This is a genomic window from Clostridium mucosae, assembly GCF_024622765.1.
Lineage (GTDB): Bacteria > Bacillota > Clostridia > Clostridiales > Clostridiaceae > Clostridium.
Genome location: NZ_JANKAF010000010.1, coordinates 126,992 through 153,568, shown reverse-complemented (window position 1 = coordinate 153,568; position 26,577 = coordinate 126,992). Strand labels below are relative to the sequence as shown.

General features: G+C 29.2%; 28 protein-coding genes. 1 reads left to right on the top strand and 27 read right to left on the bottom strand.

Annotated elements, in window-relative coordinates; all coding sequences use genetic code 11:
* From NSA50_RS12445 to NSA50_RS12415, 7 genes are all read right to left on the bottom strand, one after another.
* The coding region (locus tag NSA50_RS12445; protein WP_257445462.1) for a restriction endonuclease subunit S at nt 1-552 on the bottom strand (552 nt) is incomplete at its 3' end.
* 3 nt (nt 553-555) lie between these two features.
* Nucleotides 556-2,019, bottom strand: coding sequence for a type I restriction-modification system subunit M (locus tag NSA50_RS12440; RefSeq protein ID WP_257445460.1), 1,464 nt, complete (start codon nt 2,017-2,019; stop codon nt 556-558).
* 289 nt (nt 2,020-2,308) lie between these two features.
* Nucleotides 2,309-3,661 (bottom strand): 23S rRNA (uracil(1939)-C(5))-methyltransferase RlmD, encoded by a 1,353-nt coding sequence (rlmD, locus tag NSA50_RS12435; RefSeq protein ID WP_257445458.1) that lies wholly within the window; start codon nt 3,659-3,661, stop codon nt 2,309-2,311.
* A 19-nt stretch (nt 3,662-3,680) separates the two neighbouring features.
* Nucleotides 3,681-4,040 carry an RDD family protein gene (locus NSA50_RS12430; protein ID WP_257445456.1) on the bottom strand — a complete coding sequence of 120 codons (360 nt, stop codon included), beginning with the start codon at nt 4,038-4,040 and terminating at the stop codon, nt 3,681-3,683.
* 36 nt (nt 4,041-4,076) lie between these two features.
* On the bottom strand, nt 4,077-4,748 hold the full coding sequence (locus NSA50_RS12425) for a hypothetical protein (RefSeq protein ID WP_195262681.1): 672 nt from the start codon (nt 4,746-4,748) through the stop codon (nt 4,077-4,079).
* A gap of 157 nt (nt 4,749-4,905) precedes the next feature.
* Nucleotides 4,906-5,121, bottom strand: a complete 216-nt coding sequence (locus tag NSA50_RS12420) for a DUF350 domain-containing protein (protein ID WP_195262682.1) — start codon at nt 5,119-5,121, stop codon at nt 4,906-4,908.
* Nucleotides 5,122-5,212: 91 nt separating this feature from the next.
* The gene (locus NSA50_RS12415) at nt 5,213-5,890 is read right to left on the bottom strand and encodes a helix-hairpin-helix domain-containing protein (protein ID WP_257445454.1); all 678 of its coding nucleotides are present in this window, start codon (nt 5,888-5,890) and stop codon (nt 5,213-5,215) included.
* Nucleotides 5,891-6,050: 160 nt separating this feature from the next.
* On the opposite strand from NSA50_RS12415, the gene NSA50_RS12410 reads away from it, so the two are divergent.
* On the top strand, nt 6,051-7,319 hold the full coding sequence (locus NSA50_RS12410) for a D-alanyl-D-alanine carboxypeptidase family protein (RefSeq protein ID WP_257445451.1): 1,269 nt from the start codon (nt 6,051-6,053) through the stop codon (nt 7,317-7,319).
* A 208-nt stretch (nt 7,320-7,527) separates the two neighbouring features.
* Here the strand turns inward: NSA50_RS12410 and NSA50_RS12405 are convergent, their stop codons facing one another.
* From NSA50_RS12405 to mreD, 20 genes are all read right to left on the bottom strand, one after another.
* A complete protein-coding gene (locus tag NSA50_RS12405) occupies nt 7,528-8,424 on the bottom strand; it encodes an RluA family pseudouridine synthase (RefSeq protein ID WP_257445449.1) in 897 nt (298 codons plus the stop codon).
* A gap of 74 nt (nt 8,425-8,498) precedes the next feature.
* Nucleotides 8,499-9,842 carry an LCP family protein gene (locus NSA50_RS12400; protein ID WP_257445447.1) on the bottom strand — a complete coding sequence of 448 codons (1,344 nt, stop codon included), beginning with the start codon at nt 9,840-9,842 and terminating at the stop codon, nt 8,499-8,501.
* A gap of 48 nt (nt 9,843-9,890) precedes the next feature.
* Nucleotides 9,891-10,457, bottom strand: a complete 567-nt coding sequence (yqeK, locus tag NSA50_RS12395) for a bis(5'-nucleosyl)-tetraphosphatase (symmetrical) YqeK (RefSeq protein ID WP_195262687.1) — start codon at nt 10,455-10,457, stop codon at nt 9,891-9,893.
* Nucleotides 10,458-10,486: 29 nt separating this feature from the next.
* On the bottom strand, nt 10,487-11,107 hold the full coding sequence (gene nadD, locus NSA50_RS12390) for a nicotinate-nucleotide adenylyltransferase (RefSeq protein WP_257445445.1): 621 nt from the start codon (nt 11,105-11,107) through the stop codon (nt 10,487-10,489).
* Between the two features lie 9 nt (nt 11,108-11,116).
* Nucleotides 11,117-11,413 carry a ribosome assembly RNA-binding protein YhbY gene (gene yhbY / locus NSA50_RS12385; RefSeq protein WP_195428856.1) on the bottom strand — a complete coding sequence of 99 codons (297 nt, stop codon included), beginning with the start codon at nt 11,411-11,413 and terminating at the stop codon, nt 11,117-11,119.
* An 11-nt stretch (nt 11,414-11,424) separates the two neighbouring features.
* Nucleotides 11,425-12,714 (bottom strand): GTPase ObgE, encoded by a 1,290-nt coding sequence (gene obgE / locus NSA50_RS12380; RefSeq protein WP_195262790.1) that lies wholly within the window; start codon nt 12,712-12,714, stop codon nt 11,425-11,427.
* 234 nt (nt 12,715-12,948) lie between these two features.
* Nucleotides 12,949-13,248, bottom strand: coding sequence for a 50S ribosomal protein L27 (rpmA, locus tag NSA50_RS12375; RefSeq protein ID WP_008676729.1), 300 nt, complete (start codon nt 13,246-13,248; stop codon nt 12,949-12,951).
* A gap of 1 nt (nt 13,249) precedes the next feature.
* A complete protein-coding gene (locus NSA50_RS12370; protein ID WP_195428860.1) occupies nt 13,250-13,624 on the bottom strand; it encodes a ribosomal-processing cysteine protease Prp in 375 nt (124 codons plus the stop codon).
* Nucleotides 13,625-13,629: 5 nt separating this feature from the next.
* Nucleotides 13,630-13,941, bottom strand: coding sequence for a 50S ribosomal protein L21 (gene rplU / locus NSA50_RS12365; protein WP_257445440.1), 312 nt, complete (start codon nt 13,939-13,941; stop codon nt 13,630-13,632).
* Nucleotides 13,942-14,073: 132 nt separating this feature from the next.
* Nucleotides 14,074-15,522, bottom strand: coding sequence for an Rne/Rng family ribonuclease (locus NSA50_RS12360; protein ID WP_195428864.1), 1,449 nt, complete (start codon nt 15,520-15,522; stop codon nt 14,074-14,076).
* A 13-nt stretch (nt 15,523-15,535) separates the two neighbouring features.
* The gene (locus NSA50_RS12355; protein WP_195428910.1) at nt 15,536-16,237 is read right to left on the bottom strand and encodes a TIGR03936 family radical SAM-associated protein; all 702 of its coding nucleotides are present in this window, start codon (nt 16,235-16,237) and stop codon (nt 15,536-15,538) included.
* Nucleotides 16,221-18,074, bottom strand: coding sequence for a TIGR03960 family B12-binding radical SAM protein (locus tag NSA50_RS12350; protein WP_195262692.1), 1,854 nt, complete (start codon nt 18,072-18,074; stop codon nt 16,221-16,223). Before NSA50_RS12350 ends, NSA50_RS12355 begins: the two co-directional genes overlap by 17 nt.
* A 134-nt stretch (nt 18,075-18,208) precedes the next feature.
* Nucleotides 18,209-19,087, bottom strand: a complete 879-nt coding sequence (locus NSA50_RS12345; protein WP_195428866.1) for a site-2 protease family protein — start codon at nt 19,085-19,087, stop codon at nt 18,209-18,211.
* A gap of 83 nt (nt 19,088-19,170) precedes the next feature.
* A complete protein-coding gene (locus NSA50_RS12340; RefSeq protein ID WP_257445437.1) occupies nt 19,171-19,812 on the bottom strand; it encodes a peptidase M23 in 642 nt (213 codons plus the stop codon).
* Nucleotides 19,813-19,945: 133 nt separating this feature from the next.
* Nucleotides 19,946-21,073 carry a rod shape-determining protein RodA gene (gene rodA, locus NSA50_RS12335; RefSeq protein ID WP_195262695.1) on the bottom strand — a complete coding sequence of 376 codons (1,128 nt, stop codon included), beginning with the start codon at nt 21,071-21,073 and terminating at the stop codon, nt 19,946-19,948.
* A 144-nt stretch (nt 21,074-21,217) separates the two neighbouring features.
* Nucleotides 21,218-21,484 carry a cell division topological specificity factor MinE gene (gene minE / locus NSA50_RS12330; protein WP_195262696.1) on the bottom strand — a complete coding sequence of 89 codons (267 nt, stop codon included), beginning with the start codon at nt 21,482-21,484 and terminating at the stop codon, nt 21,218-21,220.
* Nucleotides 21,485-21,500: 16 nt separating this feature from the next.
* Nucleotides 21,501-22,295, bottom strand: a complete 795-nt coding sequence (gene minD / locus NSA50_RS12325; protein WP_195262697.1) for a septum site-determining protein MinD — start codon at nt 22,293-22,295, stop codon at nt 21,501-21,503.
* A 17-nt stretch (nt 22,296-22,312) separates the two neighbouring features.
* Nucleotides 22,313-22,957 (bottom strand): septum site-determining protein MinC, encoded by a 645-nt coding sequence (gene minC / locus NSA50_RS12320; protein ID WP_195262698.1) that lies wholly within the window; start codon nt 22,955-22,957, stop codon nt 22,313-22,315.
* A 152-nt stretch (nt 22,958-23,109) separates the two neighbouring features.
* Nucleotides 23,110-26,088, bottom strand: coding sequence for a penicillin-binding transpeptidase domain-containing protein (locus NSA50_RS12315; protein WP_257445431.1), 2,979 nt, complete (start codon nt 26,086-26,088; stop codon nt 23,110-23,112).
* Nucleotides 26,085-26,576, bottom strand: coding sequence for a rod shape-determining protein MreD (gene mreD, locus NSA50_RS12310; protein WP_195262700.1), 492 nt, complete (start codon nt 26,574-26,576; stop codon nt 26,085-26,087). Before mreD ends, NSA50_RS12315 begins: the two co-directional genes overlap by 4 nt.
* Between the last annotated feature and the right edge of the window lies 1 nt (nt 26,577).

The window sequence follows — 26,577 nt, the reverse complement described above, 5'->3', positions numbered from 1 at the left end:
ACCAAACATCTCGATAAATTTTGATTTAACTAATTGATCTAAAGCTTCTATTTGTTCTTTTCTTTTATCTATTAATTCTTGTGCTTTATCTAACAAAGTAATAATTTTCTTTTGAGTTTTTATATCAAAATAAGGTATTTTAATCTCATTTAACTTTGCCTTATTTAGTGTAGCTCCCATTACTGCTCTGTCAGTATTATTAAAATTAACTGTTTTTAGTGCATAAAATAAATATTCTGACAAAAGTTTATCTTTATTTTCAATTGGAAAATTAGCAATTGCTTCATTTGTGTACATATCTTTATCTAATATTGCAGTTTTCCCAATAGAAAGCTTAAAACTCATTACAACAGTATTTTTAGGAACTATCCTCATATTGCATTCTTTCACAGCAATATCAGTAATATCTTCCTTAGTTTCATATATTCTACGCTCTTTCAAATCAGAAATTGATAGCCAATTAAATCCTTCTCCCCAATATTCACTTTTATTTCTTGAAGGAGTTTTTCCAATATTTATTTCACATAGCTCATTTAATTTAATATACTCCATCTATTATTCTCCAATCATTTCAGCTAAATCTTCTATCCCAGATGTAATTTCCATCTCTAATTCTCTAATTCTTAGCATTATTTCTTGTGGTGAATCATACTTTACTTCTTCATATTCTATTTCTTTATATTTATTAATAGAAAGGTCATAGCCATTTTCTCTTATTTCTTCTACTGGTACAAAGAAGCTTTGTTCTATTCTTTTTCTATCTTCTTCTTTATCTAAATTATTGAATCTTTCAATTATATCTTCTATATCATTTTCTTCTACAGGATTTCTCTTATCATCTAAGGAATATCCATCTGCCTTCATATCATAGAACCATACCTTATCTGTTCCACCTGTTCCTGTCTTTGTAAATATCATAATAGCAGTTGATACTCCTGCATATGGTTTGAATACTCCACTTGGCATTGATATTATTGCTTCTAGCTTATGATTATCTACTATTTCTTTTCTTATAGATTTATGTCCACCTGTTGATCCAAATAATACTCCATCTGGAACTATAGAAGCACATCTTCCACCTGTTTTTAGTATTCTTAAAAATAAAGCTAAGAATAAAAGCTCTGTTTTCTTTGTTTTAGTTATTTTTAAAAGATCAGCTGATACTGCTTCATAATCTAAACTTCCCTTAAATGGAGGGTTTGCTAATACTAATGTGAATTTTTCTTTATCTGTATTTACTTCTGATAATGAATCTTTATATTCTATATTAGGATTATCAACACCATGAAGCATCATATTCATAGCACCTATTCTAAGCATAGTTCTATCCATATCAAAGCCATAGAACATAGTATTATTAAAATGCTCTTTTAAGCCTTTAACTAAAAATAAATCATTACGATTTTTTCTTAAATATTCTTGTGATGATACTAAGAATCCAGCACTTCCCATTGCAGGGTCAACAATTATATCTTCTGGTGTTGGCTTCATTAAATTAACCATCATATCAATGATATGTCTTGGTGTTCTAAACTGACCATTAGTTCCAGCTGTTGCTACCTTAGATAATAGATACTCATATAAATCTCCCTTTGTATCTTTATCCTTATCAAACTTAATATTATTAATCCCATCCACTATTTTACTTAACATAAGTGGAGTTGGAATTTTAAATATAGCATCTCCCATATACTTAGCATAAGCTGATTCATTATTTCCATGAAGATTCTTAATAAAAGAAAATACTTCATTTTGAACAATTAAATACATTTTTTCTGGATTTCCTTCATTAGAAAACTTACTCCATCTTAAATCTTGCTTATCCTCTGGAAAAGTTCTATTAAAATCTATTCCTAATATTGAAGCTTCTGCTTCCTTTGTTGTTTCTATTTCATCTAATCCTTTAATAAATAAAAGATATGTAAACTGCTCTATTACTTCTAATGGATTAGTTATTCCACCAGTCCAAAATGTTTCCCATATTTTATCTACTTTACTCTTTAATTCTCCTGTAATCATTCTTTCTGTCCTCCTATGTTATATATTCCTATTTTACTATGCTTTGCAGATTTTTTCTATTTATAATCATAAATAGAAATTTGATTACAATAATTCTAAAAAGGAGCCAAGCAATTATTTTGCTCGACTCCTCTATTTATCTTACTTTAGCTTTATTCTCTTTTATTTATTTTCCATTATTTAATCCTACCCCTTAACTCTGCATCAAAGATTCTCCAGTTAAACTTTCTTCGGAATAGTCAATCTTTAGTCGGGTTAGTTAAAGTTTAATGTGAGACTACAACTAAATTTACTTCACTAACTTAACAACAACCTCCGCATGAGGAGTGTTAGGGAACATATCCTTAACTGTACTTTGGACAACTTTGTATCCTGCATCTATTAAATCCTTTAGGTTTTCTACTAAAGTTTTTGGATTGCATGATACATAAATTATTTCCTTAGCATTGAATTTAATTACATATTCTAATGCTTTTGGATGTACTCCACTTCTTGGTGGATCTAGGATTATGATATCTGGCTTATCTTTAACAGTTTTTATTATTTCTGCAACATCACCTGCTAGGAACTCGCAGTTATTTAAATTGTTTAACTTTGCATTTTCTTTTGCTGCTTCTACAGCTTCTTCTATAAGTTCTATTCCAACTACTTTTTTAGCGTTCGAAGCTGCAATTTGACCTATAGTTCCTGTTCCACAATAAAGATCAAAAACAACTTTATCATTTGATTCTCCCATAAAATCTCTAACTATACTATAAAGGCTTTCAGCCCCCTTAGTATTAGTTTGGAAGAATGAAAATGGTGATATCTTAAATTGTAAACCTAATAAATTTTCTGTTATATAGTCTTTTCCAAACAATAAATTTACTTTTTCAGGTATTACAGCATCTGAAAAGGAATTATTTTCAGTGTGTAATATAGATACTAAATTTCCTTTATAAGTTTGTGATTTTAGTAAATCTACATACTCTGATAAGTCAAAATCTATTTGCGTCGTAGTGACTATATTAACCATTAATTCACCAGTATTTATTGCTTTTCTTATAACTAAGTGTCTTAAGTAGCCTTCTCTTTTCATAACTCTATAATAAGGTAATTCCTTATCCTTAAAATAATTTACAGTTTCTCTTATTATAGTTCTAAAATCTTCATCAACTATTAAGCACTTATCAACAGTTATAATCCCAAAGGATTTTCCTTTCATATGCATGCCTAAAGTTAATTCTCCACCTTTTTCGAAATCTCCAAAGGTAAACTCCATTTTATTTCTGTATTCCCATTGTTCCTTGCTGCCTACAACACCTAAATACTCTCCCATAGGTATATTAGCATCTTCAAATAATGCCTTAACTTCTTCACTTAGTAAATCTAATTGCTTATCATAAGTTAAGTTTTGTGATGTACAACCACCACAAACTCCAAAGTATTCACAAGATGCATCTATCTCATAATCTGCTCTTTCATCTACTGATAAAAGTTTTAACTCTGCAAATCCTTCTCTCTTCTTCTTTACTATACCACTTACCACTTGTCCTGGGAAAGCACCCTTTACATATATCTTTTTTCCTTCTAAAGTGCCTACTCCAACGGATGGAAATTCTGTTTTATCTATTTTAACTTGTACTGTACTTCCTTTTCTCATGCTATCTCCTAATTAATGTTTATTTTAACATTGTTTTTTTTCCTATAGTTCTTCCAAGCTTTGTTGATTCACAAATTGTGCTATATAGAATATTAGTTATTACATATATTATCAAGAACATTGGTTGTCTTTGTGCAATGTAAAAACCTGCGAATTTTAATAAAAAGTCAAAAACTAATAATAAAAGTAATGCTAATGCTATAGCTACTATTTGATCTATAGTTGCAGCTAAAAGTCTTTTTATAAACTTAACTGCCTTTCCATCTTCTTTTACTTCTTCATTATTTACTTCTTCGTTATTTACCTCTTCATTATTAATTATTTCATTATTAGCCATTCCCTCTTCATTATTCATTACTACATCTTCTCTATCTACCAATTTTATATCCTCCTAAATTAAAAGTTAAAGTATGTACTATTTTTTAAAATCATAGTTTTTAGAATCTAATTTGTATAATAAGAAATCATCCTTTATCGTTATTGTTTCTACTAATCCATTTACATTTGTTTCTATAGTTCCATTACTATTTTGGTTTACAACTATATCTTTTATTTGATTATCTAATTCTGAGTAATCTCTTTCTGGATTATTTGTCATAGCTTCTGAAAATAATGCTATGGATGTTTCTTCAAAATTGAATTTGTCTTCAGTTTTTATTTGGTCCAAATCTAACTTAAATCCTATCTTTAGATTTAAGCTTCCACTAGCCATATCTGCCCCATACATCTTAAATCCATAATACATACTTTCCATTCTATTTGGTTCAGGATTTAAATTGTCTATATATATATGGTTATCGTTAATTGTTTCTCCATTTTCTTCTGTAACTTTTTCTTCCTTAGAATATTCTAAGTCATAAAAAGTAGCCACCTCTTCTATTCTTGACATTATTTCATCATTTAAAATAGTCACTTGGTCTTTTGTATAATCTTCTGCCCATACACCTTCACCTATAAATTGCTTTTCTTCAACTTTAGGTGGTTCTTGAACTGTTTTTGCTTGTTTATCATTTGAATTTCCGCTACAAGCCACTAATGATGTAGCCATTATTCCGCTAATTACAATCATTAAAAATTTTCTTATCATAATAATCCCCCCTAGGATTTTTTAATCTTATGTATTTATAGTTTCCTAAATTCAATTTATTATAACACTAAAGTGGCTATTTTAAAAGCCTCTGTCACATAACTGCCATAATAGCAAATGGACAAAGATAAATTTTCTCTGCCCATTTTATTACTAATTATTTTACAACTTGTGATACTATTATTGCTATTCCAATTAAAGCTCCTGCTAAAAATATAGCTATTGCTATGTTCCCCTTCTCTAATTCTTTATTAAAATCAGCTGGTATTATTGCATCAAATATCTTGTATCCAATTACCAATACCAATATTCCGACTGCCCCAAATAATAAACTTAATCCTAAGTTCATAAGTGTACTTAAAACTATATCCATATCCCATTCCCCCTTCAATTTAGATAGTTATATAATTAATTTTATCACAAATATCAAATCTATAATATAACATATTTTATAATTTATAGGATTATATTGTTATTTTATCTTTCATCTTTTCGAAAGTCTTATCACCTATTCCTTCTATATTTTTCATTTCATCTATTGATTTAAATCCTCCATTTTTTTCTCTGTATTCAATTATACTTTTTGCCTTAACTTCTCCTACTCCATTTATTTTTTGAAGTTCTTCTAAAGTGGCAGTGTTAATATTAATGACTCCATTTTCTGAAGTGCTCCCATTATTAATATTTGTATTATCATTAACATTTGCATTTGATAAGTTATTCTTATTTGGTATAACTATAAGTTGATTATCTCTTAATTTATCCGCTCTATTTATTTTCTCTATATTAGCATCATTAGTTAGCCCTCCTGCTTTAGTTATTAAGTCCCTAATTATACTTCCTTCACTTATTTCATAAACATCTGGATTAACAACTTCCCCTTTTATTTCAACAACTATCATTTTAGTGCTTTGGGGAGATTTATTTTCTCCATTTACTTCTTTAATAGGCTCTGCACTTACTTCTGCACTATCCTCAGCATGAGATTCTTCATCTACAAATATATTTTTCATATATTCATCTTTAAATACCTTAGATTTATTTCTTCCATACAAGATAAATGATGTTAATATACATATGAAGACTAATATAATTAATACTATATTTCTCTTTGTTAAAAGTTTTTCCATTTTTTTATCCATAAATCACCTCTAATTGATAAATCTTTATCTTAATTATTAACTTTTTATTAACATTTTAACTAAAATTTACTTAATTATTCATAAAATATAGAATGATGTCCTTATTTCTGATAAAATATTTTTGTCTATATGTAATAAGTTTATTATTGGGAGAATTAATATGAAAAAATTTATGAGAAAAATCTTCCTATTCACTGCTTTTATATGCAGTGTTTTTGCTGTAAATGTAAAGGCTACTGAATTACCTCAAGTATATTCTGAAGGTGCAGTACTAATGGATGGAAGAACAGGTAAGGTTATTTATTCTAAAAATGAGCATACTCAATATGAGCCTGCCTCAACAACTAAGGTTATGACAGCATTAGTTGTTCTAGAAAATACAAAGTTAACTGATAAAGTTACTATTGGTGAAAAACCAACTCTAGTAGATGGATCTGCAATTGGTATAGCTAAAGGAGAAGTTTATACTGTTGAAGAACTTATGCTAGGCCTTTTATTAGAATCTGGTAACGACTGCGCTGAAGCATTAGCTGAACATGTTTCTGGATCTAATGAAGAATTTGCAAAACTTATGAATGCTAAAGCTAAAGAGCTTGGTGCATTAGATACAAATTTTAAAAACCCAAGTGGTTTACACGAAGATGGGCACTTTACTACAGCTTATGATTTAGCACTTATAATGAGGGCTGCTTATCAAAACGAAGACCTTGTGAGAATTGCGAAAACTGAATCTCACAAATATGTAAATCATCCATTTTCTGATGGTAGTGAAAAATGGGCTACAAATAGAAACCAGCTATTTAATGAATATACTCCTTATTATTATCAATATGCTTATATTGGTAAAAATGGATATACTCCAGAAGCAAATCATACATACACCGCTACTGCTATGAAAGATGGACAATTTTTAGTAGCAGCATTATTAAATGCTACAGATAAGGATAACTTTTATACAAATATAGGTCCGTTATTTAATTATGGATTTGATAATTTTGAAACTATAAAGCTTATAGATAAAAATGAGCTACTTGACACATATAAAATTAATGATGATATATCTATCCCTTTACTGGCTAAAGAGGATTTATATTATACTAAATCTAAATCAGAAGGAATACCTTCATATACTGTAGATTATTCAAAAAAGGATATAAGTAAGAAAAATATAAATAAAGGGGATATTCTTTTAAAAGCTAAAATAAATATTAATGGAGAAACTATATCGTCCTTAGATTTGGTAAGTGGAGCTAATAGAGAATATAATAGTCAGGTTAAGATAAAAGAAAAATTGTCTAATTTAGTAACTACACCTAAATTTATTGTCATTGTTGTAGTTGTAGTAGTTATTTTAGTAATTCTTATTAGATACTTATTTTTATCTATAAAAAGAAAAAATCTTAGAAGAAGAAGACCTAGGTTTAAATAAGCCTGAAGTCATAATAAAAGAAAAGTGTGTTGTAAAATGATTTATAAGTCATTTTACAACACACTTTTCTTTTCATAGTAAAATATACATTGTAGTTACTTTTATATATAAAAAAGTAACTACATCTCTGCATCTAAGTGCAAATTTAAAAAGTAAAATGTAGTTACCTCAATTTTAAAAAAGATAACTACATTTGTATAACCATATATTACTTTAAATATTCTATAAGCTTTTCTATGTCCTCTGGAACTCTTGCTCTAAGACTTAATTCCTTTTTAGTTCTTGGAGATTTAAAATCTAATCCATAAGCATGAAGCGCTTGCCTGTTTATAACTTTTCCATCTTCTTCACATCCATATAAAGTATCTCCCCAAATCGGATGTCCTAATGAACTTAAATGAACTCTTATTTGATGTGTTCTCCCTGTTTCTAACAAGCATTCAACTAAATCTGCATCCTTAAATCTTTTTATAACCTTATAATGAGTTATACTTCTCTGTCCTCTTTCATCAATAACTCTTCTTATAGTTCCTTCTTCTTCTGGCCTATATATCGGTAAATCTATAGTTCCTTCATCATTTTCCATATGTCCGTGCACAACTGTAAGATATCTTTTTTCAACATTATTTAAAGTCATTTCTTTAGATAATTCCATATGTGCATATTGATTTTTAGCTATAATAATAAGTCCAGATGTATCCATATCTAGTCTACTTACAAGCCTAACAATGCACTTTTGATTACTTTCTTTAAAATAATGCATTAAGGCATTAGCTAAAGTACCACTTTGATATCTTTTTGTTGGATGAACCACCATATTAGGTCCCTTATTCACCACTATTATATCTTCATCTTCATATACAATATCTATTGGTATATCTTCTGGATCTATATTTTGAGTTTCTTCTTTTACTAAATCAATTAACACTTCTTCATTGCTTTTTAGTACATAATTCATTTTTACAGCTTTCTTATCTACAAAAATTCTTTTATCTATTGAAGCACTTCTAATTAACCTTGAAGATAATCCTAATTCCTCTTTTAAAAATTCTCTAATTTTTCTTCCTTCGTATTCTTTTGAAACAACTTTTTTTATAGTACTCATTTTTCCTCCTAGTAAAAAGGAGCTGTCGCACAACTCTACATTTTACATTAAATGATTTTCTGCGACAGCCCCTTTTAGTTTCCAAATAAGTTATAATCTTTACCTAATAATATTACAACATCATATTGTTTATATTCTGATTTGCCTATCTTTTCAAACTTTTGTATACCTGTATCATTTTTAAGCAAATCCTTCAATTCCTTATTATCTGATTGAATTACACTTTTCTCTACATTATCAGTATTTCCAACTTCTACATTTGCATATCCAAGAGAAAGTAAACTATCTTTTGCACTTGATGCTAATCCATCAATTTTTGTTCCGTTTAATACTAATACTTTTAGATCTTCTTTATTTATTGAAGTTATAACTGGAGCTGATGAAGAGCTTTCTGCTCTTAATGCATTTATTAAATCTCTATTTGTATCTTTATCGGCAATCAAGAAAGATTCGCCATAAAGATATTCTGATTGACCTTGAAGAGTAGTCATAACTATATTCTCTGACTTTAATCTCATAATTTTCATACCAAGAGAAATTAAAGTCTTAGCTGGAATATTAGTTTCAACATTTTCACTTATAGCTTTTAATATTTTTGGTGCCTTAAAAACTATACTTGGGCTTAAAGCCTTATCTACAACCTTACCAATAAATTGATGTTGGTTATTGATTCTACCTAAATCCCCTTCTTCTCCTCCACTTCCATCATTATTTTTTCTCCATCTAAAGAACTCTTCTGCTTTTTTACCATCTAATTGAACAGTTTCTCCAGCTTTAAAGTTTATGTGAAGATCTTGTTCATCATCATCATAGAACATATCTTGCTCTATATACATTTCTACGCCACCTAAAGCATCTATTATACTTCTAAAGGCATTATAATCTACTTCAACTATATAATTTAAATTTATACCTAATAAATCCTCTACATGTGTCTTTATCTCATCTTCCCCACCTATAACATATGCAGCATTTATTTTCCAATACCTTCTATATTCACCAGTGTCTAAATAAGCATCTACTTCAATCATAGTATCTCTTGGTATAGACACTATATGAACCTTCTTAGTATTAGGATTATAATTTAAAACCATTATAGTATCACTTCTTCTACCAGCTTTATTTTGATTTCCTGTATCACCTACATCCATACCTAAAATCAAAATATTTACAGGATCTTTAGATGATACTGGTGCTACTCCAGTACCTAAATTATTTGTTTTTAATCCTGACAAGAAGTTAAATATATATATCGCACTTCCAAGTATTAATACTAATAGAATTGTTATTATAAATGTTGCTATTCTCTTTCTTTTTCTCTTTTTCCTTCTAGCTTCAATTCTTTTTCTTTTAATTTGGTCATCTTTAGAAGGTCTTCTTCCCTCTCTATTTTCCAGGTTTTCTCTCCTACTCCCCATCCTTTTAATTCCTCTCTGATTTTTTTCATAGTTAAATAAATTCAGTTCTTATTTATTTAGTAATAAATAATTTCTAGCTTTTATACTATTTATATCAATAGGAAACCCTTTATCTAATAAATATTTAATAGTATGAGTTAATCCTTGAAGAAGGCCTTTATCTAAATCAGCAAAGCTTTCTTTTCTAATTAAATCTACTCCAGGAAAGTTTCTCCCTGGCTCTATCATATCAGCCATATAAATAATCTTGTCTAGATTACTCATATTTTCTTTTCCCGTAGTATGCCATCTCATAGCACTTAATATTTCTTCATCTTCTATTTTAAAAATCTCCTTACCTAATATCGGTGACACAATACTATGCCATAATTCAGGAGTTTTTTCTTCATCATATGATAAATTGATATTATTTTTAGCCATGATATCCTTTAACTCATAGATAGTCATATTTTTAGCTATATCATGAGCTAATGCTGCTATTTCAGCTTTCTTTTTATCTACCTTATTTATTTCAGCTAATCTTATTGCTGTTTCAACCACACCTAAAGTATGTTTATATCTACTTTCAGTTAAATGCTCTTTAAGGTAGATTTTCATTTCTTCTTTACTAAGCATATATCTTCTCCTTAAATATCGTTATAAATTCATCTCTCTTTAATATTTTCACAATAATCATAAATATTATTTTCTTTAATAAAATCTAGAACTCCTTTAGGAATAAAAAAATCAATTCTTTTCCCCTCTTTAATTCTAGATCTTATCATAGATGATGAAATTTCTAAGTCCATTATATCTAAAAAGTTGATACTTGTGTTATATTTTTTCTCAATTTCATTCTTTTGTAATTTTAATGACTCTTTGTCATATCCTGGTCTATTAAATACTACTAAATTAGAAGTCTTAAGTATTCTATCTGTATTTTTCCATTTTTCTATATTTATAAGACAATCAGCTCCAGTAATAAAGTATAATATATTATCAGTAGATTTAAAGTTTTCTAAGGTTTCATAGGTATAACTAAAACCTTCTTTTTCTATTTCATAATTACTTATTTCAAAATCCTCATAACTTTTTATAGCTTCTTGAACCATTTTATATCTTAAAGGAGCCTCTAATATATCCTCATTTCTTTTATGAGGTGGGCTCCCTGCAGGCATAAAAATCACTTTATCTAAATTCAATTGACATTTAGCTTCATATGCAATATACAAATGTGCTAAATGAATAGGATTAAAGGTTCCTCCTATTATGCCAATCTTTTTCATAAAAATTCTCTATTTACTAGGTATTTCTATCTTAGGTTTTTTTGAGGATTTTTTATATAGAACTATTTTGCTTCCTATAGCTTGAATTCCTTCACAACCAATCTTCTCACATATATAATTTGATACTTCTCTAGCTCCTAAACCACTATTTTCAAGTACCTTTATCTTAATAAGTTCTCTTGCTTCTAAAGCTTCAGTTAATTGTGTTAAAAAAGCTTCCTCTACTCCATTTTTACCAACTTGGAATATTGGATCTAAGTTATTTGCAAGCCCTCTTAAATATGCTCTTTGCTTTCCTGTTATCATTATTTATCCTCCTATAAAATATACTCAAACTCAAAATCGTTAAGTCTTACCATGTCTCCATCTTCTATTCCCATTTCTCTTAACTTATCAAATACACCTTTGTTTCTTAGTACCTTATGGAAATATCTTAATGAGTCAGCATCATGGATATTTACTGAATTTAATAGTCTATCTACAAATGATCCATAAACTACATATACCTTGTTATCATCTTCTCCATCTTCGATAGATACATCATATGTAAATCTCTTTTCTTCTTGTACAAATCTTTCTTCGTCACTGATTTCTAAATCCTTTATTGGAATTTCTGAAAGCATTCTACCTGCTTCTTTAATTATTTCTTCAACACCTGATTTTGTTGCTGCAGACATCTTATATACTTTATCAAAGCCTAGTTCATTTACTTTTTTCTTAAAGTCTTCAAAAATTTCTTCGTCATAAAGCATATCTGTTTTATTTGCTACAACTATTTGTGGTCTATCCCATAGTTTAACTGAATATTTCTTAAGTTCTTCATTTATCTTAACGAAATCTTCGAAAGCATCTCTACCTTCTATTCCTGATATGTCTACTACATGTATTAATAATCTAGTTCTTTCAATATGTCTTAAGAAATCTAATCCTAATCCTACACCTTCAGCAGCACCTTCAATTATTCCTGGTATATCAGCCATTACAAAAGCATTCATTCCTTCAGCCTTTACAACTCCAAGGTTTGGCTTTAATGTTGTAAAATGATAGTTTGCTATCTTTGGTTTTGCTGCAGTTACTGTTGAAAGGAAAGTTGATTTTCCTACATTAGGGAATCCTACTAATCCAACATCTGCAAGTAATTTAAGCTCTAATGTAATCCATCTATCTTCACCTGGCATACCTGGTTCTGCAAAGTGTGGAGCTTGCCTTGTTGGTGTACAGAATTTGCAATTTCCTTTTCCACCTTTTCCTCCTTTTGCAATTACAAAAGTATCATCTTTATGTGAAAGGTCTGCTATAATCTTATTAGTTTCAAAATCTCTGATTATTGTTCCCATAGGAACTTTAACATGAAGATCATCTCCATCTTTACCATAACATTTTGAACCTTCACCTTTTCCACCAGCTTCAGCTACAAACTTCTTTTTATATTTAAAGTCTAAAAGTGTAGTTAAACCTGGATCTACTTCAAATATTACACTTCCACCTTTTCCACCGTCTCCTCCATCTGGACCTCCAAGTGGAACATATTTTTCTCTTCTAAAAGACACACATCCGTTTCCACCATCTCCAGATTTAACGAATATCTTAGCCTTATCTATAAACATAAAATCACCCATCTTTCTTTAAATTATTTATAATAATATAAACACTTACTTACTTTATATTATCTCACTATTTTTAATGTTTATTATATCATGCGCAAATTAATTTCTAATCCATTAAATTAATGGACAATTGACAGTGTACAATGGGCAAGTTTTATTCATTGTCAATTGCCCATTTTTTATTCTTACAAAATAAAGCACCCTAAAACAGGGTGCTTTTTAGAAAAAATAATATTATTCTGCTATTTCTTCAACATTTACTGGGTAAATGCTAACTTTCTTTTTGTCTCTACCCATTCTTTCAAATCTAACGATTCCGTCTTCTTTAGCAAAAAGAGTGTCATCTCCACCTTTACCAACATTAGTTCCTGGATGGATCTTTGTTCCTCTTTGTCTAACTAAAATGTTACCAGCTAAAACGAACTCCCCGTCAGCAGCTTTAACTCCTAATCTCTTTGATTCAGAATCTCTACCGTTCTTTGAGCTACCTACCCCTTTTTTGTGGGCAAATAATTGAAGGTTCATTATTAACATACTATTGCACCTCCTCTTTCAACATTCTTATATATTCACTGTCTTTTTCATTTCCAAAACTCAATTTAAGAGATTGTATCAAGCTTTCTATACTTTTTTCAAAAGTTAAAAGTAATACTTGGCACTTCTCTATATCCTCGTTATTAAGATTAGATAAGTCTATATGTAAGAAACCATCATCTATATCATACTTAACTTTAAGCTGCAGTACTTCTTGAATACCTATTAGGGTACTTTGAGATAATACTGAAACCGAATTGCAAATCATATCATAAGCATCTCCGACCTTCTTCATTTCAGCTCTTGATAAAGCATGACCTTTTATCTTAAATCCAAGGCATAAATTATCTTTTTCAAAAATCTTTACTTTAATCATAATAATTAAACTTCGATTTTTTCAATTATTAACTTAGTGTATGGTTGTCTGTGTCCAGTTTTCTTTCTGTAGTCCTTCTTTGGCTTATACTTGAATACTGTAACCTTCTTAGCTTTGCCTTGAGCAACAACTTTAGCAACAACCTTAGCACCTTCTACAACTGGTGTACCAACTTTTAAAGCATCACCATTTGAAACTGCTAATACTTCTGTTAATTCAACTGTTGAGTCAACTTCAGCGTTAAGTTTTTCAACGAATATTACGTCTCCTTCTTGAACTCTGTATTGTTTTCCTCCTGTAGATAATACTGCGTACATTAAAAACACCTCCTCTTATTACGGTCTCGCCAACCGAGGTACAAAGCTCTAAACTTTGTTTATATAAAAACCTCATATGTGCGGTTTAACATCTGATATTGTATCATAATATTATGTTGCTTGTAAAGAAGTTTATTCATATTTTTCATAGCCACTTATTCTTAAGTTTTTTATATTTTCCTTTTGACTATTAAATATAAGTGGTTCTATTTTATATCCTTCGATTCCATCCATAAAATTCAAATAAATTTCTTTATTTAATGAATTTATATTACTTAAAAATGAAAAAATATCTCCTTTTACCATTTCTTCATAATTACTATCTAGTTCTATATAAAATGAATTAATAGAGTTTTCTTCTTCACCTTTAATTATCTCATTTCTTATCAACTTTTCTATATATGATAGCTTTAAAACATATCCTTCTTTATTACACCTTTTGCAGCCTTCTTCTAAATATTCATATATTGATTTCCCTCTTCTTTTTCTAGCTATTTGAACAAGGTCTAGCTCTGTAAAAGGGAAAATTTTCATATTACCTTTATCTTCTTTTAAAGCTTCCTTTAAAGCATCCATAACAAAGGCTTTTTGTGAAAAATCCCTCATATCAATAAAATCTATAACTATTATTCCACCAAGATTTCTAAGTCTAATTTGTCTTCCTATTTCACTAGCCGCTTCTATATTTGTTTCTAATATAGTTTTATCAAAATTTCTGCCTTTAATATTTTTAGATGAGTTAACATCTATAACGTACATAGCTTCTGTTTTATCTATTACTATATTTCCTCCACAATTTAAAGCCACTTTTTTATGTCTTAATTTTAGGATTTCCTTTTCTATTCCATAGTAATCAAATAGACTTCTCGTATTATTAAACTTCTCGATGCTAACTTTAGCATTACCTTCTAACAATGATTTTACTTCATTTAAATCTTCTTCATGATTTAAAATTATTTTACATTCATTGCCTAAGTTTTCTCTTATTACTTTATTTAAAATAATATTTTCTCCATAGACTTTTCCTAGCTTTAAACTATATCTTAATTTTTTTATAATTGCTTCTAGTTCTGATAAAAGACTTACTTTTTCTGATAATAAATCTTCATCACTTGCATGAACTGCTTCTGTTCTTATTGTTATTCCATATCCATCTATATTGTTAATAGCCCTTAATATTCTTTCTTTTTCTTCTGTATTACTAATTCTCTTGGAAAAGTTAATTTCTCTTCCTCCTAAAGTTAAAACCATAAATCTTCCTGGTATGCTTATATTTTTACTTACTTTAGCACCCTTATTGTTTATTGGCTCTTTTATTACTTCAACTAGTATTTCATCGCCTTTTTTTATTCCTTCACTTTTAAGCTCATTGCTAAAATACATATATGCCTCTTTTTCTAAACCAATATCTACAAAAATAGAATTGATAGCGGGCACTATATTTTTCACTCTTCCTTTATATATCTCGCCCATTTTAGGTCCTGAAGAGTGCTCCTCCACGAAGCACTCACTTAAAATTTTATTATCCCTTATAGCAATTCTTAAAAGCGGCTCATCTCTTTCAATGAAAATCTCTCTCATAAGATACACTTCCCTAAATACATTTATCTATCGGTATGTACTTATTATCTTTCAATACATACATTTCTTCTCTCTTTATATCTATAAAAGCATCCTCTAATATTTCAGGAATATTGCTCTTTATATACTCTGCCACTAAATCTGGTGATAAATGTTCTCTACTTCCTGATGATATTAATATATTTAAAATTAACTCATCATTATTTATCCAATGCTTCATTTCTTTTATCATTGTCTTTAGATTTACTTCTTTTTCACCTTTTTTACTTTTCTTTATAGTAGTCCACTCTGACTTATTAATAAGCTCTTCTATTTTACTTTCAACCACATTTGAATCGCTACAAAGCATCTTTATAGTAAATCTAGCTGCATCTACTAAAGCCATAGTTTGAGGTAATTTCTTTTCCCCTTCTTTAGTTATAACTTTTCTTGCATTTAAGAACTTAATTCCAGATGCTGTCTTAGCATTTAATCTATCTATTATTTCTTTTTCTTCTAATTCTTCAACTAAAACTATATCCATATATTCAGCATCAGAATAAACTCCAACAGATAAGGGTTGTGCTATAGATAATGCCATATGTGGATTAAATCCCTTTGAGTACTCCATTGGAAGATCCGCTCTTCTTATTACTCTTTGTATTGTTCTCATCAAATCTAAATGAGATATAAATTTAACGCTAGATTCTTTAGTAAACTTAATTACATAACGCACCTTCAAAACACTTCCCTTCTTTAAAGTTTACATTTATTCCACAACCTGTACATCCTTTTCTACAATTTTGTGTAAGCTCTGCTCTTTTTGCTTTTTCATTTTCTACTTCTAGATATTTTCTGTTTACTCCAATATCTATGAAGTCCCATGGAAGTATTTCATCATAGCTTCTATCTCTATATACATAGAAATCTTCATCTATATTACATTCTTTCATAGCTTCCATCCATATATCATAATCAAAGTACTCTGACCATCCATCAAACTTAGCTCCCTTTTCAAAAGCTTTAATTAAAAGATCACAAGTTCTTCTATCTCCTCTTGCAAATACAGCTTCCATAAATGAAGTCTTTTGTTCATGATAGTTATAGTGTATAGCTCTTGACTTTATTGCACCTTTTACTGCATCAATCTTTTGCCAAACTTCATTTGGTCTAGCCATAGGAGCCCATTGGAATGGAGTAAATGGCTTTGGTACAAGTATTGAAGTACTTACTGTAATCTTTAAGCCCTTTGCTCTCTTTTCTTTAGGAATTCCATAGTAAACAGCAGCCATCTTTTCTGCAAGTTCACCTATACCAGCTGCATCTTCTATTTCTTCATAAGGAAGTCCTACTATAAAGTAAAGCTTTATAGTGCTCCAACCTGACTCAAAAGCACTTTTAGTCGCTTCTAATATTCTTTCTTCTGTAAGTCCTTTATTTATAATATCCCTCATTCTTTGAGATCCAGCTTCTGGTGCAAAAGTTAAACCCGTCTTTCTAACCTTTTGTATTTCTTTTATTAAATCAACAGAAAAAGCATCTACTCTTATAGACGGAAGGGCAACCCCTACATTTTTACCACTATGTTCTAAAATTAAATTGCTTACAAGACTTTGTATATCTGAGTAATCACATATACTTAATGATGCTAAAGATACTTCTTGATATCCAGTTGCATCTATCATCTTTCTTGCTTGGTCTAATAATGTATTGGTAGTCTTTTCTCTAACTGGTCTATAAATCATACCAGCTTGACAGAATCTACATCCATTTGTACATCCTCTTGAAGTTTCTAAAACTACTCTATCATGTACTATTTCAGAATATGGAACTATCATATCTAATGGAAAATCTACTTTATCAAAATTATTAACTATTCTCTTTTTAATTTTAGCTGGAACATCTTCAAACTTAGGCTTAAACTCTTTTATAGTTCCATCTTCCTTGTATGTAACATTATATAAAGAAGGAACATAAACACCTTCTATTTTTGCTATTTCTCTTAAAAACTCTTTCTTTTGTCCTTTTCCCTTGTACTTCTTATATACATCAAGAACTTCATTCATGACTTCTTCACCTTCTCCAATTTCAAAGAAGTCTACTATATCATATAGAGGTTCTGGATTATATGCACAAGGACCTCCAGCCATAATTATCGGTTCTTCTTCTCCTCTTTGTGAAGCTCTGATTGTGATACCAGCCATATCTAGCATATTTAGTATATTTGTATAACTCATTTCATATTGAAGTGTAAATCCTAATATATCAAATTCAGTAAGAGCATCTTTTGTCTCTAATGTCATTAGAGGTATTTCATTTTTTCTAAGCTCAGCTTCCATATCTGGCCATGGAGCAAATACTCTTTCACAGTATGTATCTTTTCTTTCATTTATTGTATGATAAAGTATTCTTGTACCTAGATGAGACATCCCTACTTCATATACATCCGGGAAACAAAATGCAAATCTTATATCAACATCTTTTGGGTTCTTAACTACTTGATTCAATTCACCACCAACATATCTTGATGGCTTTTCAACCTTATGTAAAATATGGTCTGTAATTTTGTTCATAATCTTTCCTCCTAAAGTGAGAATAATCCATTAAAAAAGAAGTATATCTCTATACTTCTTTTATATCTTTTATATCTTTTCTATTCTAGCATATATACATCTAAAAAGTAAATCTATTACTCACTATATACACCTTATAAATTTATACCATTTTTAGATATCAAAGCTTTCTGTTTTATATACTCCTCCAAAGTCATATTTCCATAAGCCTTTAACCCATCAATTAGCTCATCTTCATTTAATATATAAATAAGCTTCATATCATCATCTAAAATATAAAATGTATTAAATTTGTTTCTATCAACTAAAGCTAATACATTAACAAGTCCCTGCTTGTAATATACTGATATGGATTTATTCTCTATATATTTATTTTTTAAAAGCTTATTTCTTTTTTTAACTACGTTGCTCATAGTTATATACATTGTAGTATGCTCTTCCATTCTAGTAATGTATATTATGATTACTGCACCTATAATCATACTTATATTTAGACTATGTAGAAATATATAAATAATAACTGATATTATAATAAATAAAGCTGCTATTGAAAAACTAACTATACTAATTATCTTTTGGGCTTTTTTAAACAATATTTTTTTTGATAAAATAATTTCTAATATTCTTGATCCATCTAGTGGATATGCAGGTAATAAATTAAATACTGCTAACCCTATGTTTAAATACATACTAGTTTCTATAAAACTAGAATTATAATTAATATTTATAATATAGAAAAATATCGCAAGAACTATATTTAATAATGCTCCCGATAAATAAACCATAATTTTTTGATTTTCTTTTAAACTATCTATATCTATAAGTTCTGCCTTCATTCCAAATACATGGAATTCCATATTATAAAACTTACAACCAAACCTTAATGCAACTAGTATGTGCGCTAGCTCATGTAGAAATACCCATATTAACGCAAATATAAACATACTGTTATAACTGCAAACTAAAACTATTAATATTATTTCTGCCAATATTTTTTTTGTCTCTCTCTTCATTTATATCTCCCTAAAAATTGCTACATCTCTATATAAATCACCCTCTATTTCTAACCTCTTGAAATTAAAATCACCTTTTATAATTATTGATTATCTGTAGTATTCTCTTCAGTTAATGTGCTTTGACTTTCATCTATGTTATCTTGTTCTTGTGTATTAGTATCTTTATCTATACTTAATTTATCATTAGCTTCCAATAGATCTTCTTTATTTTGCATATCTCTAGAGTCTCCGGATTTATCAATATTTGTTTTTGCTCCTTCTTCTTTAAAGCTTGGCACTTCTTTATCTAAATTTTTTATTTCACTCATTACATCAGTATATTTTTCTTCTATAATATTAAATACACTTTTATAATCAATCCCCATCTTATCCATGCTTAATAATATATTATCGTAATTAAAATTAGTACCTACAGTAGTTTTACATATATTATATAGCTCCTTCGCATTACTATTAGGTATAGTCTTTAATGTAAAAACTCCTAAGAGCAATAAAAAAGTACATATTAATCTAAGAATAAACTTATCTATATATCCCATACTTTTTTTAGGTGTTGCAGCTCCATAACTTCCCCTTTGATAACTAAAATTATGAACATTTCTTACATTTGGATATATGTCATCCCTCGTACTAATTATCCTTTCTTGCTTATCAGGTTTTCCTTTTACTTTTTTCCTTATTTTATCGTAATATTCCTTGTACTCCTCTCTGTACCTGTCCATACACCTCACTCCTATCTCTTAATATTGTATTTATATTTTCAGTAATAGTGATTTATGCTACATACGATATATTTTGCAATCTTAAATAAAAAAAGCTATAGAAGATTCAAAGCCTTCTATAGCTTTTTTATTATTAAAAATATATTTTTTTCCTTCTCATTCCTACGTTTAGAACTAATCCAATTGACATTACAGTTGTAAGTAATGAAGTACCTCCATAACTAAGTAAAGGTAAAGTTATACCTGTAATAGGCATAAGTCCTATAGTCATACCTATATTCTGTAAAAGTGCAAATAAGAAATATGCAACAAGACCTACACAGATTATTGAACCAAAAGTATCTTTAGCTGTTCTTCCTATCGCTATCATTTTAGAAATCAAAAGTCCATATAGTAATAATAAAAGTGCTGCACCTGCTATTCCCCATTGTTCACCTATACTTGCAAATATAAAGTCAGTTTGAACTTCTGGAACATATTGAGCTGCATATCCTACAGAGTTTTCCTTAGTTGAAGATCCCTTTAATCCCAAAACTCCTCCATTGCCTATACTTATAAGAGATTGTCTAAGTTGATATCCCGACTGTGAAGTATCTGACTCTGGATTCATAAATGAAGTTATTCTTTTCTTTTGATAATCTTGAATAAGTCCTGAATTCCAAACTATTATCACGGCCAAAAGTAATGATAAAATTCCACCACCAATAATTTTTAAATCTAGTCCACCAATAAAAAATATTCCTAAAACTATAAAGAATAAAACCATTGTCATCCCCATATCTGGTTGTATAACTATAAACACTGCTGGAACTATAGCATAGAATGCCATTGTTAAAAAGTTCTTCCACTCATTGATTGTCCCATTCATTTCTTCTAATGTTTTTCCTAGCATCATTATAGTAGCCATTTTGGCTAATTCTGATGGTTGAAAGGATAATGGTCCAAGTCTTATCCAACCTCTTGCTCCATTAATGTCAGTTCCTATAAATATAGTAACTATAAGCAGAAGTATAGATCCCCAATAAAAAAGAGGAGTATATGACTTTAATAATGTATAGTCAATTGCTACAACAAAATATAAAGCTACTAAACAAACAACAAACCATAATGATTGTCTCTTTAAGAATAATGTTCCAAATTCAGCTACACTAGCTAAATATATATTAATTATTCCGAATATCATTAAAGCAATCATTGAAAATAACATCACTTTATCTATTTCTTTTAACTTTTTAAAGTCTATTTTAAATTTTGATAACATATTTCACCTCCATCTTTCAACCTAAGAATTATTATATCCAAAAATCAATGCTTTCTCTATAATAATTGAGATAAATAATTAAAATTTAAGAAAATATTAATTAAATTTAATTTAAAAAGAGAAAAAGTGTGTTAACTTTTTCTCTTATGGTTGTTTTATGTTTTTTATTGGAATATTAGCTACTAAAGCTGGATTATTTCCCTCAACATTTTCAGTTTTGCTTACGGCTATTTCAACATCATCTGCCTCTATTTCTACATACTTAGATAGAACTTCTAATATTTCCATTCTTATTTTTTCTAGGGTTTCATGAGGTAAATCCCCTCTATCATGTATTAATATTAACTTCAGTCTATCTTTTGCCACCTCTTTAGGTGTTGGTTTATTTGAAAACTTTCTAAAAAATTCCACCTCTCATAACCCCCTACTAACGCTTAAATAATCTTTTTAGTGATGCAAAAAAACCTTCTCCCCCTGTTTTTAAATCTAAAAGGGGTACTTCTTCTCCATTTATTCTTCTAGCTATGTTTTTAAAAGCTTGTCCAGACATTGATTTATCATCAAGGACTATAGGTTCTCCTTTATTTGTTGAAACAGTTATATTTTTATCATCAGGAACTACACCCAAAAGTTCTATTGATAAAGTTTCAATTATGTCTGGAACATCTAGCATATCTCCTCTTTGAGTCATTTCATAATTTAATCTGTTAACTATTACTGCATGATCATCTAGACCTTTTGCATCTAATTTCCCAATAACCCTATCAGCATCTCTTACTGAAGTTATTTCTGGATTAACTACAACAATAGCTCTATCTGCTCCAACAACTGAATTCTCAAACCCTTGCTCTATTCCTGCTGGGCAATCAATTAAAACATAATCAAAATCTTCTTTTAATTCATTAACTAGTTTCAGCATATCTTGTGGTCTTATATCATCTTTATCTTTAGTTTGAGCTGTAGGTAATAAACATAAATTTTGATACCTTTTATCTTTTATTAAAGCTTGCTTAAGTCTACATCTATTTTCTATAACATCTGTTATTGTATAAACTATTCTATTTTCAAGCCCCATTAAAACATCTAAATTTCTAAGACCTGTATCACCATCTACAACCACAACCCTTTTATTTAGTGCAGCTAAAGCAGTACCAATATTAGCTGTAGTTGTTGTTTTTCCAACTCCACCCTTACCTGATGTAATAACTATAGAAATTCCCATTTTTTCTCCCTCCAACGCTATATATATTTCTTTGGTAAATATGGCTCTACCACGATAATATCGTCTTTAATCTTTGCTAGTTCCGGATACGATGGCTTTACACCATCTTCTGGCGCTATAGTAACTATCTCCGCTATTTGGAGTATTTCTGGTTGAAGGCTAAAAGCTGAAATTATAGCTTTTTTATTGCCACCTACCCCAGCATGCACTTGACCTTTAATTGTTCCTAAAACAATTATATTTCCCCCTGCGTAAACCTCAGCTCCATTATTAATATCACCTATTATAACAATATTCCCATGATACCTTACTAATTGTCCGCCTCTTATTGTTTTCTTTATAAATTTAGTTTTTCCTTCATATACGCCATTAAAAATTTTACTTTCTTTTTGCTCTTCTTCTTCTTTAACCTCTTCAAAAGCACATTCTTTGATTTGTATTTTTTCAAATAAAACATCTTTTAATCTTAAAATATCATTTTCATCTACATTCTTTAAATTAGCTGAGATTTTAAGAGATGCGCCTTTGTAAAATCCTTGTCCTGCTGTTAGCTTATCTACTAATACTTCCAGCATTTCATCAAAATCACTAAATCTCTCCATATCAATAGTTGCATTGATACCTTCTTTTGTACCTTTTATCTGAATTCTATCGTCATTCATTGGTCACCCTCCACCAATAATTAAAGCTTCAATAATTATAAACTTTATTATATATCTATAATTATACAATTATATTATATCACTTAACAACAATAATTTACATAATTTATAATAAAATAAAAAAAACCATGTAAAAACATGGTTTTTATTGGTTATTGATTATTTGTACTAGTATTACTATTACTATTTGTATTAGTATTTGTTGAGCTGTTATCTAGCTTTATACTATCATCTTTATTATCTTTAAGAGGTGATTCTACAACATATTTTCTAAATGATTCTGATTTAGAAGCATATGAAGGATCAAGTTTCAATAATTCATCCTTAAAGAAAGCTTCGTATATAGCTTTATGAATTGTTGCACCTTCACTACCTTTTTTACCATCATAAATAGTAGAGAAAATAGCTATTTGCGGATTATCTAAAGGTGCCATACTTATATAGTTACCATATGCTAATCTACCTTGAATAGTATATTGTTCATCTGTACTAAAATCGGCTGTACCTGTTTTTCCTCCAACCTTAATAGGGAAATTAGCAAAACTTGTATATGCAGTCCCATTACTTGGACTAGTATTAACTCTATACATTCCTTCTTTTATAGCTTGTAAATAATCTCCTGGTATTTCTAACTTATCAACAACCTCAGGTTTATATTCTTTTATAACTTCTCCTGTTGGTGATGTTATCTTATCTACAATAGTAACCTTATATCTTGTTCCACCACTTGCTAAAGTTGCAACATAGTTTGCAAGTTGAACTGGCGTAAAGTTATTAATCCCTTGCCCAATAGCACTTGATACTATTTGGCCTGCAGTTTTCATCTCTGCTGGCTTATTATTTATAGTGTAGAATGCAATTGCATCTGAAATAACGCCTGCTTCTTCATCAATATCTACAGTTCTTCTCTTTGATGCTTCTTCAACAGCACTCTTATACTGTGGCGATATATCCATTATCTTTTTAATATATGGTAATATGCTTTCGGCAAATTTTGTATTATCTCTTATTTCTTCATCCGTACCAACTTTAGATAGTGCATCCTTCATTTGAGTCTTAAGAGCAGTTTTTGCTTCTTTTAATTCATCAGAATCATTTTCATTATCCTCTATATCAAATGGTATAAATGAAAATGAATAATAATTTCCAGCCTTTAGTGCACCAACTATTTCAAACATTGGAGTACTAAGTACTTGATTTTTCCAAGAATAAAAGTTGTATACTTGCCCAAAATTCTCTTGTATTTGAATTCCTGTTGCTGGATTAGCTGCTTGTGGTGACTTTGGATCTACTCCAAGCCCAAATTTCCATGCATATTTTGCTAGGGTATCTAAAGCATTAATATCTCCACCATTTTGCTTATACAATCTATATCCAAGTTCATAAAAATAATAGTTAGATGATACTTGTAAAGCCTTTCTTAAATCAGTTGCTCCATTTGCTACCCTTTCAAAATTTTCACGTACTTCAGGTAAATCTTCATTGCTCCATGTACCACTAGTATCATTCATAGATTCATATTGAGTAACTACACCTTCCATCAATCCAGCCACAGCTGTAAGTGGTTTAAATACTGATCCTGGTGGTAATGAACCTTGAGTTGCATAATTGAAAAAGTTTTTTGGGTATGCATCTATTCCATCCCTTCTTTTTCCTGTATCTTCATCTACCGGGAATAGCTCATCTATATTTCCTGTGGCACCAGTTCTTTTCATATATTCTTTAGCAAAACTATCTATATCTGGATCAAAGTACTGCTTTGATAAATCTTCTGTTAGCCTTCCTGGTATTGAAAAAATATTAGGATCATATCCTGGATAACTAACCATAGCAATTACTCTTCCAGTATTAACTTCTATTGCTACAACAGCACCTCTAGTTGCATTTGGCGCAATACCTTTTATACGTTCCATGGTATCTTTCATCGCTTGTTCAGCTGCATATTGAACATCCTTATTTATTGTTAAGTGAACATTATTCCCTGGATAAGAATCTAATTTAAATAGTTCTTCTGTCACTCTTCCTTTAGAGTTAACTTTAACAGTTGTTCCGCCTTTAGTTCCCTTTAACTGATCCTCAAATGCTGATTCTATTCCTGCTACACCAATTAAATCAGAAGACACATCATATCCTCGTAATTCATAATTTGTTTCTTTAGAAGCATCTATAGATGATAAATATCCTAAAGCTCCTGATGCTAAGTTATTGTAAGGATAGTATCTAATAGGTTCTATACTTACATCTATACCTGCTAAGTCATTTAATTTTTGATATATTATAAATGCAGTATCTTGCTTTATATTAGAAGCAATTGTAACTGCTCTATACCCCTTAAAACTTTGCATTTTTACAGCATCTTTTATTACTATATAATTTCTTATATCATTAATTGAATATGTGGCTAAAAGCTCATCTAATATTTCCTTACCAGACATATCATCATAAGCTTCCATCTTATCTTCATATGCATTTACTCTTGCCTCATATTCTTTATCACTTTCTCCATCTTCTTGGATAGGAGATGGATTTATAAGCTCTTGCATATCATAAATCTTAACTAATTCATAAAAAGTTTCCTCTGCAGATAGCTTTAAAAGTTCACTATCTACTTTAGCAATTTCTTCATCTGTATAATCTGACTCCTTACCTTCAAAAAGCTCTTTTTCTATAGCTTCATTTAAGCCTCTATCTCTTTTAAATCTAACTTCTACTATTTTTTTAGTCTCTGCATCATCAGTCTTAAAATCAAAATAGAATTTTCCACTACTATCTATCTTAAGCATTAAATCATCTTGAAACTTTTCTCCATTTTCAGATAATATTTTAAATACTTTATCCATAGTCTCATAGAAATTCTCTTTTTCATCACTTGGCTTAGTATATGTTAATGTATATGTTTGAATATTTGTTGCTAAAACATTTCCTTCACTATCATATATCTTTCCTCTAGGTGCTTTTTCTGATATAAATCTTGTCGAACTTATATCTGCCCTTTCCTTATAATCCTCATGTTTATAAATCTGAATATATATGAGCTTTGACATTATTACAGTGAAAAGCGCTAGCATTATAATATTTAAAACAGTATATCTTGAAATCTTCTTCTTCTTTTTCGGTTTATTTACTATCATTTAAACCTCCATGACTTTTTCTTATATTCAATATCATAAAGCCTTAAAACAAAATTATACCCTAAAAACATTACTACTGAACTATATAAAGCAGTAAACATTCCTATTTGTATATCTATAGATTTTCCCATGAACTTAAATATTGTAAACACTGCTAATACCTTTAATATATATAAAAATATAACCGATATTACTGGTATAAGTTTCTTTTCTCTATAAATGTTTTCACCTATAATTGCAGCTATTAAACATATAAGCATATTTATTAATGCATTGATACCAAATCCATTATAGAAAAATACATCCTGCATTAATCCAGTCATAACCCCAATAAACACAGCTTCTGATTTTCCATTTATTATAGAATACGCAATTGCAAAAACAAAAAGCAAACTTGGATAAGCACCTTTTATAGCAAAAAAAGGCATAAGAGAATTATCTAGTATTAAAAGTACTAATGAAATTAAAATTAAAACCCACTTTTTCATA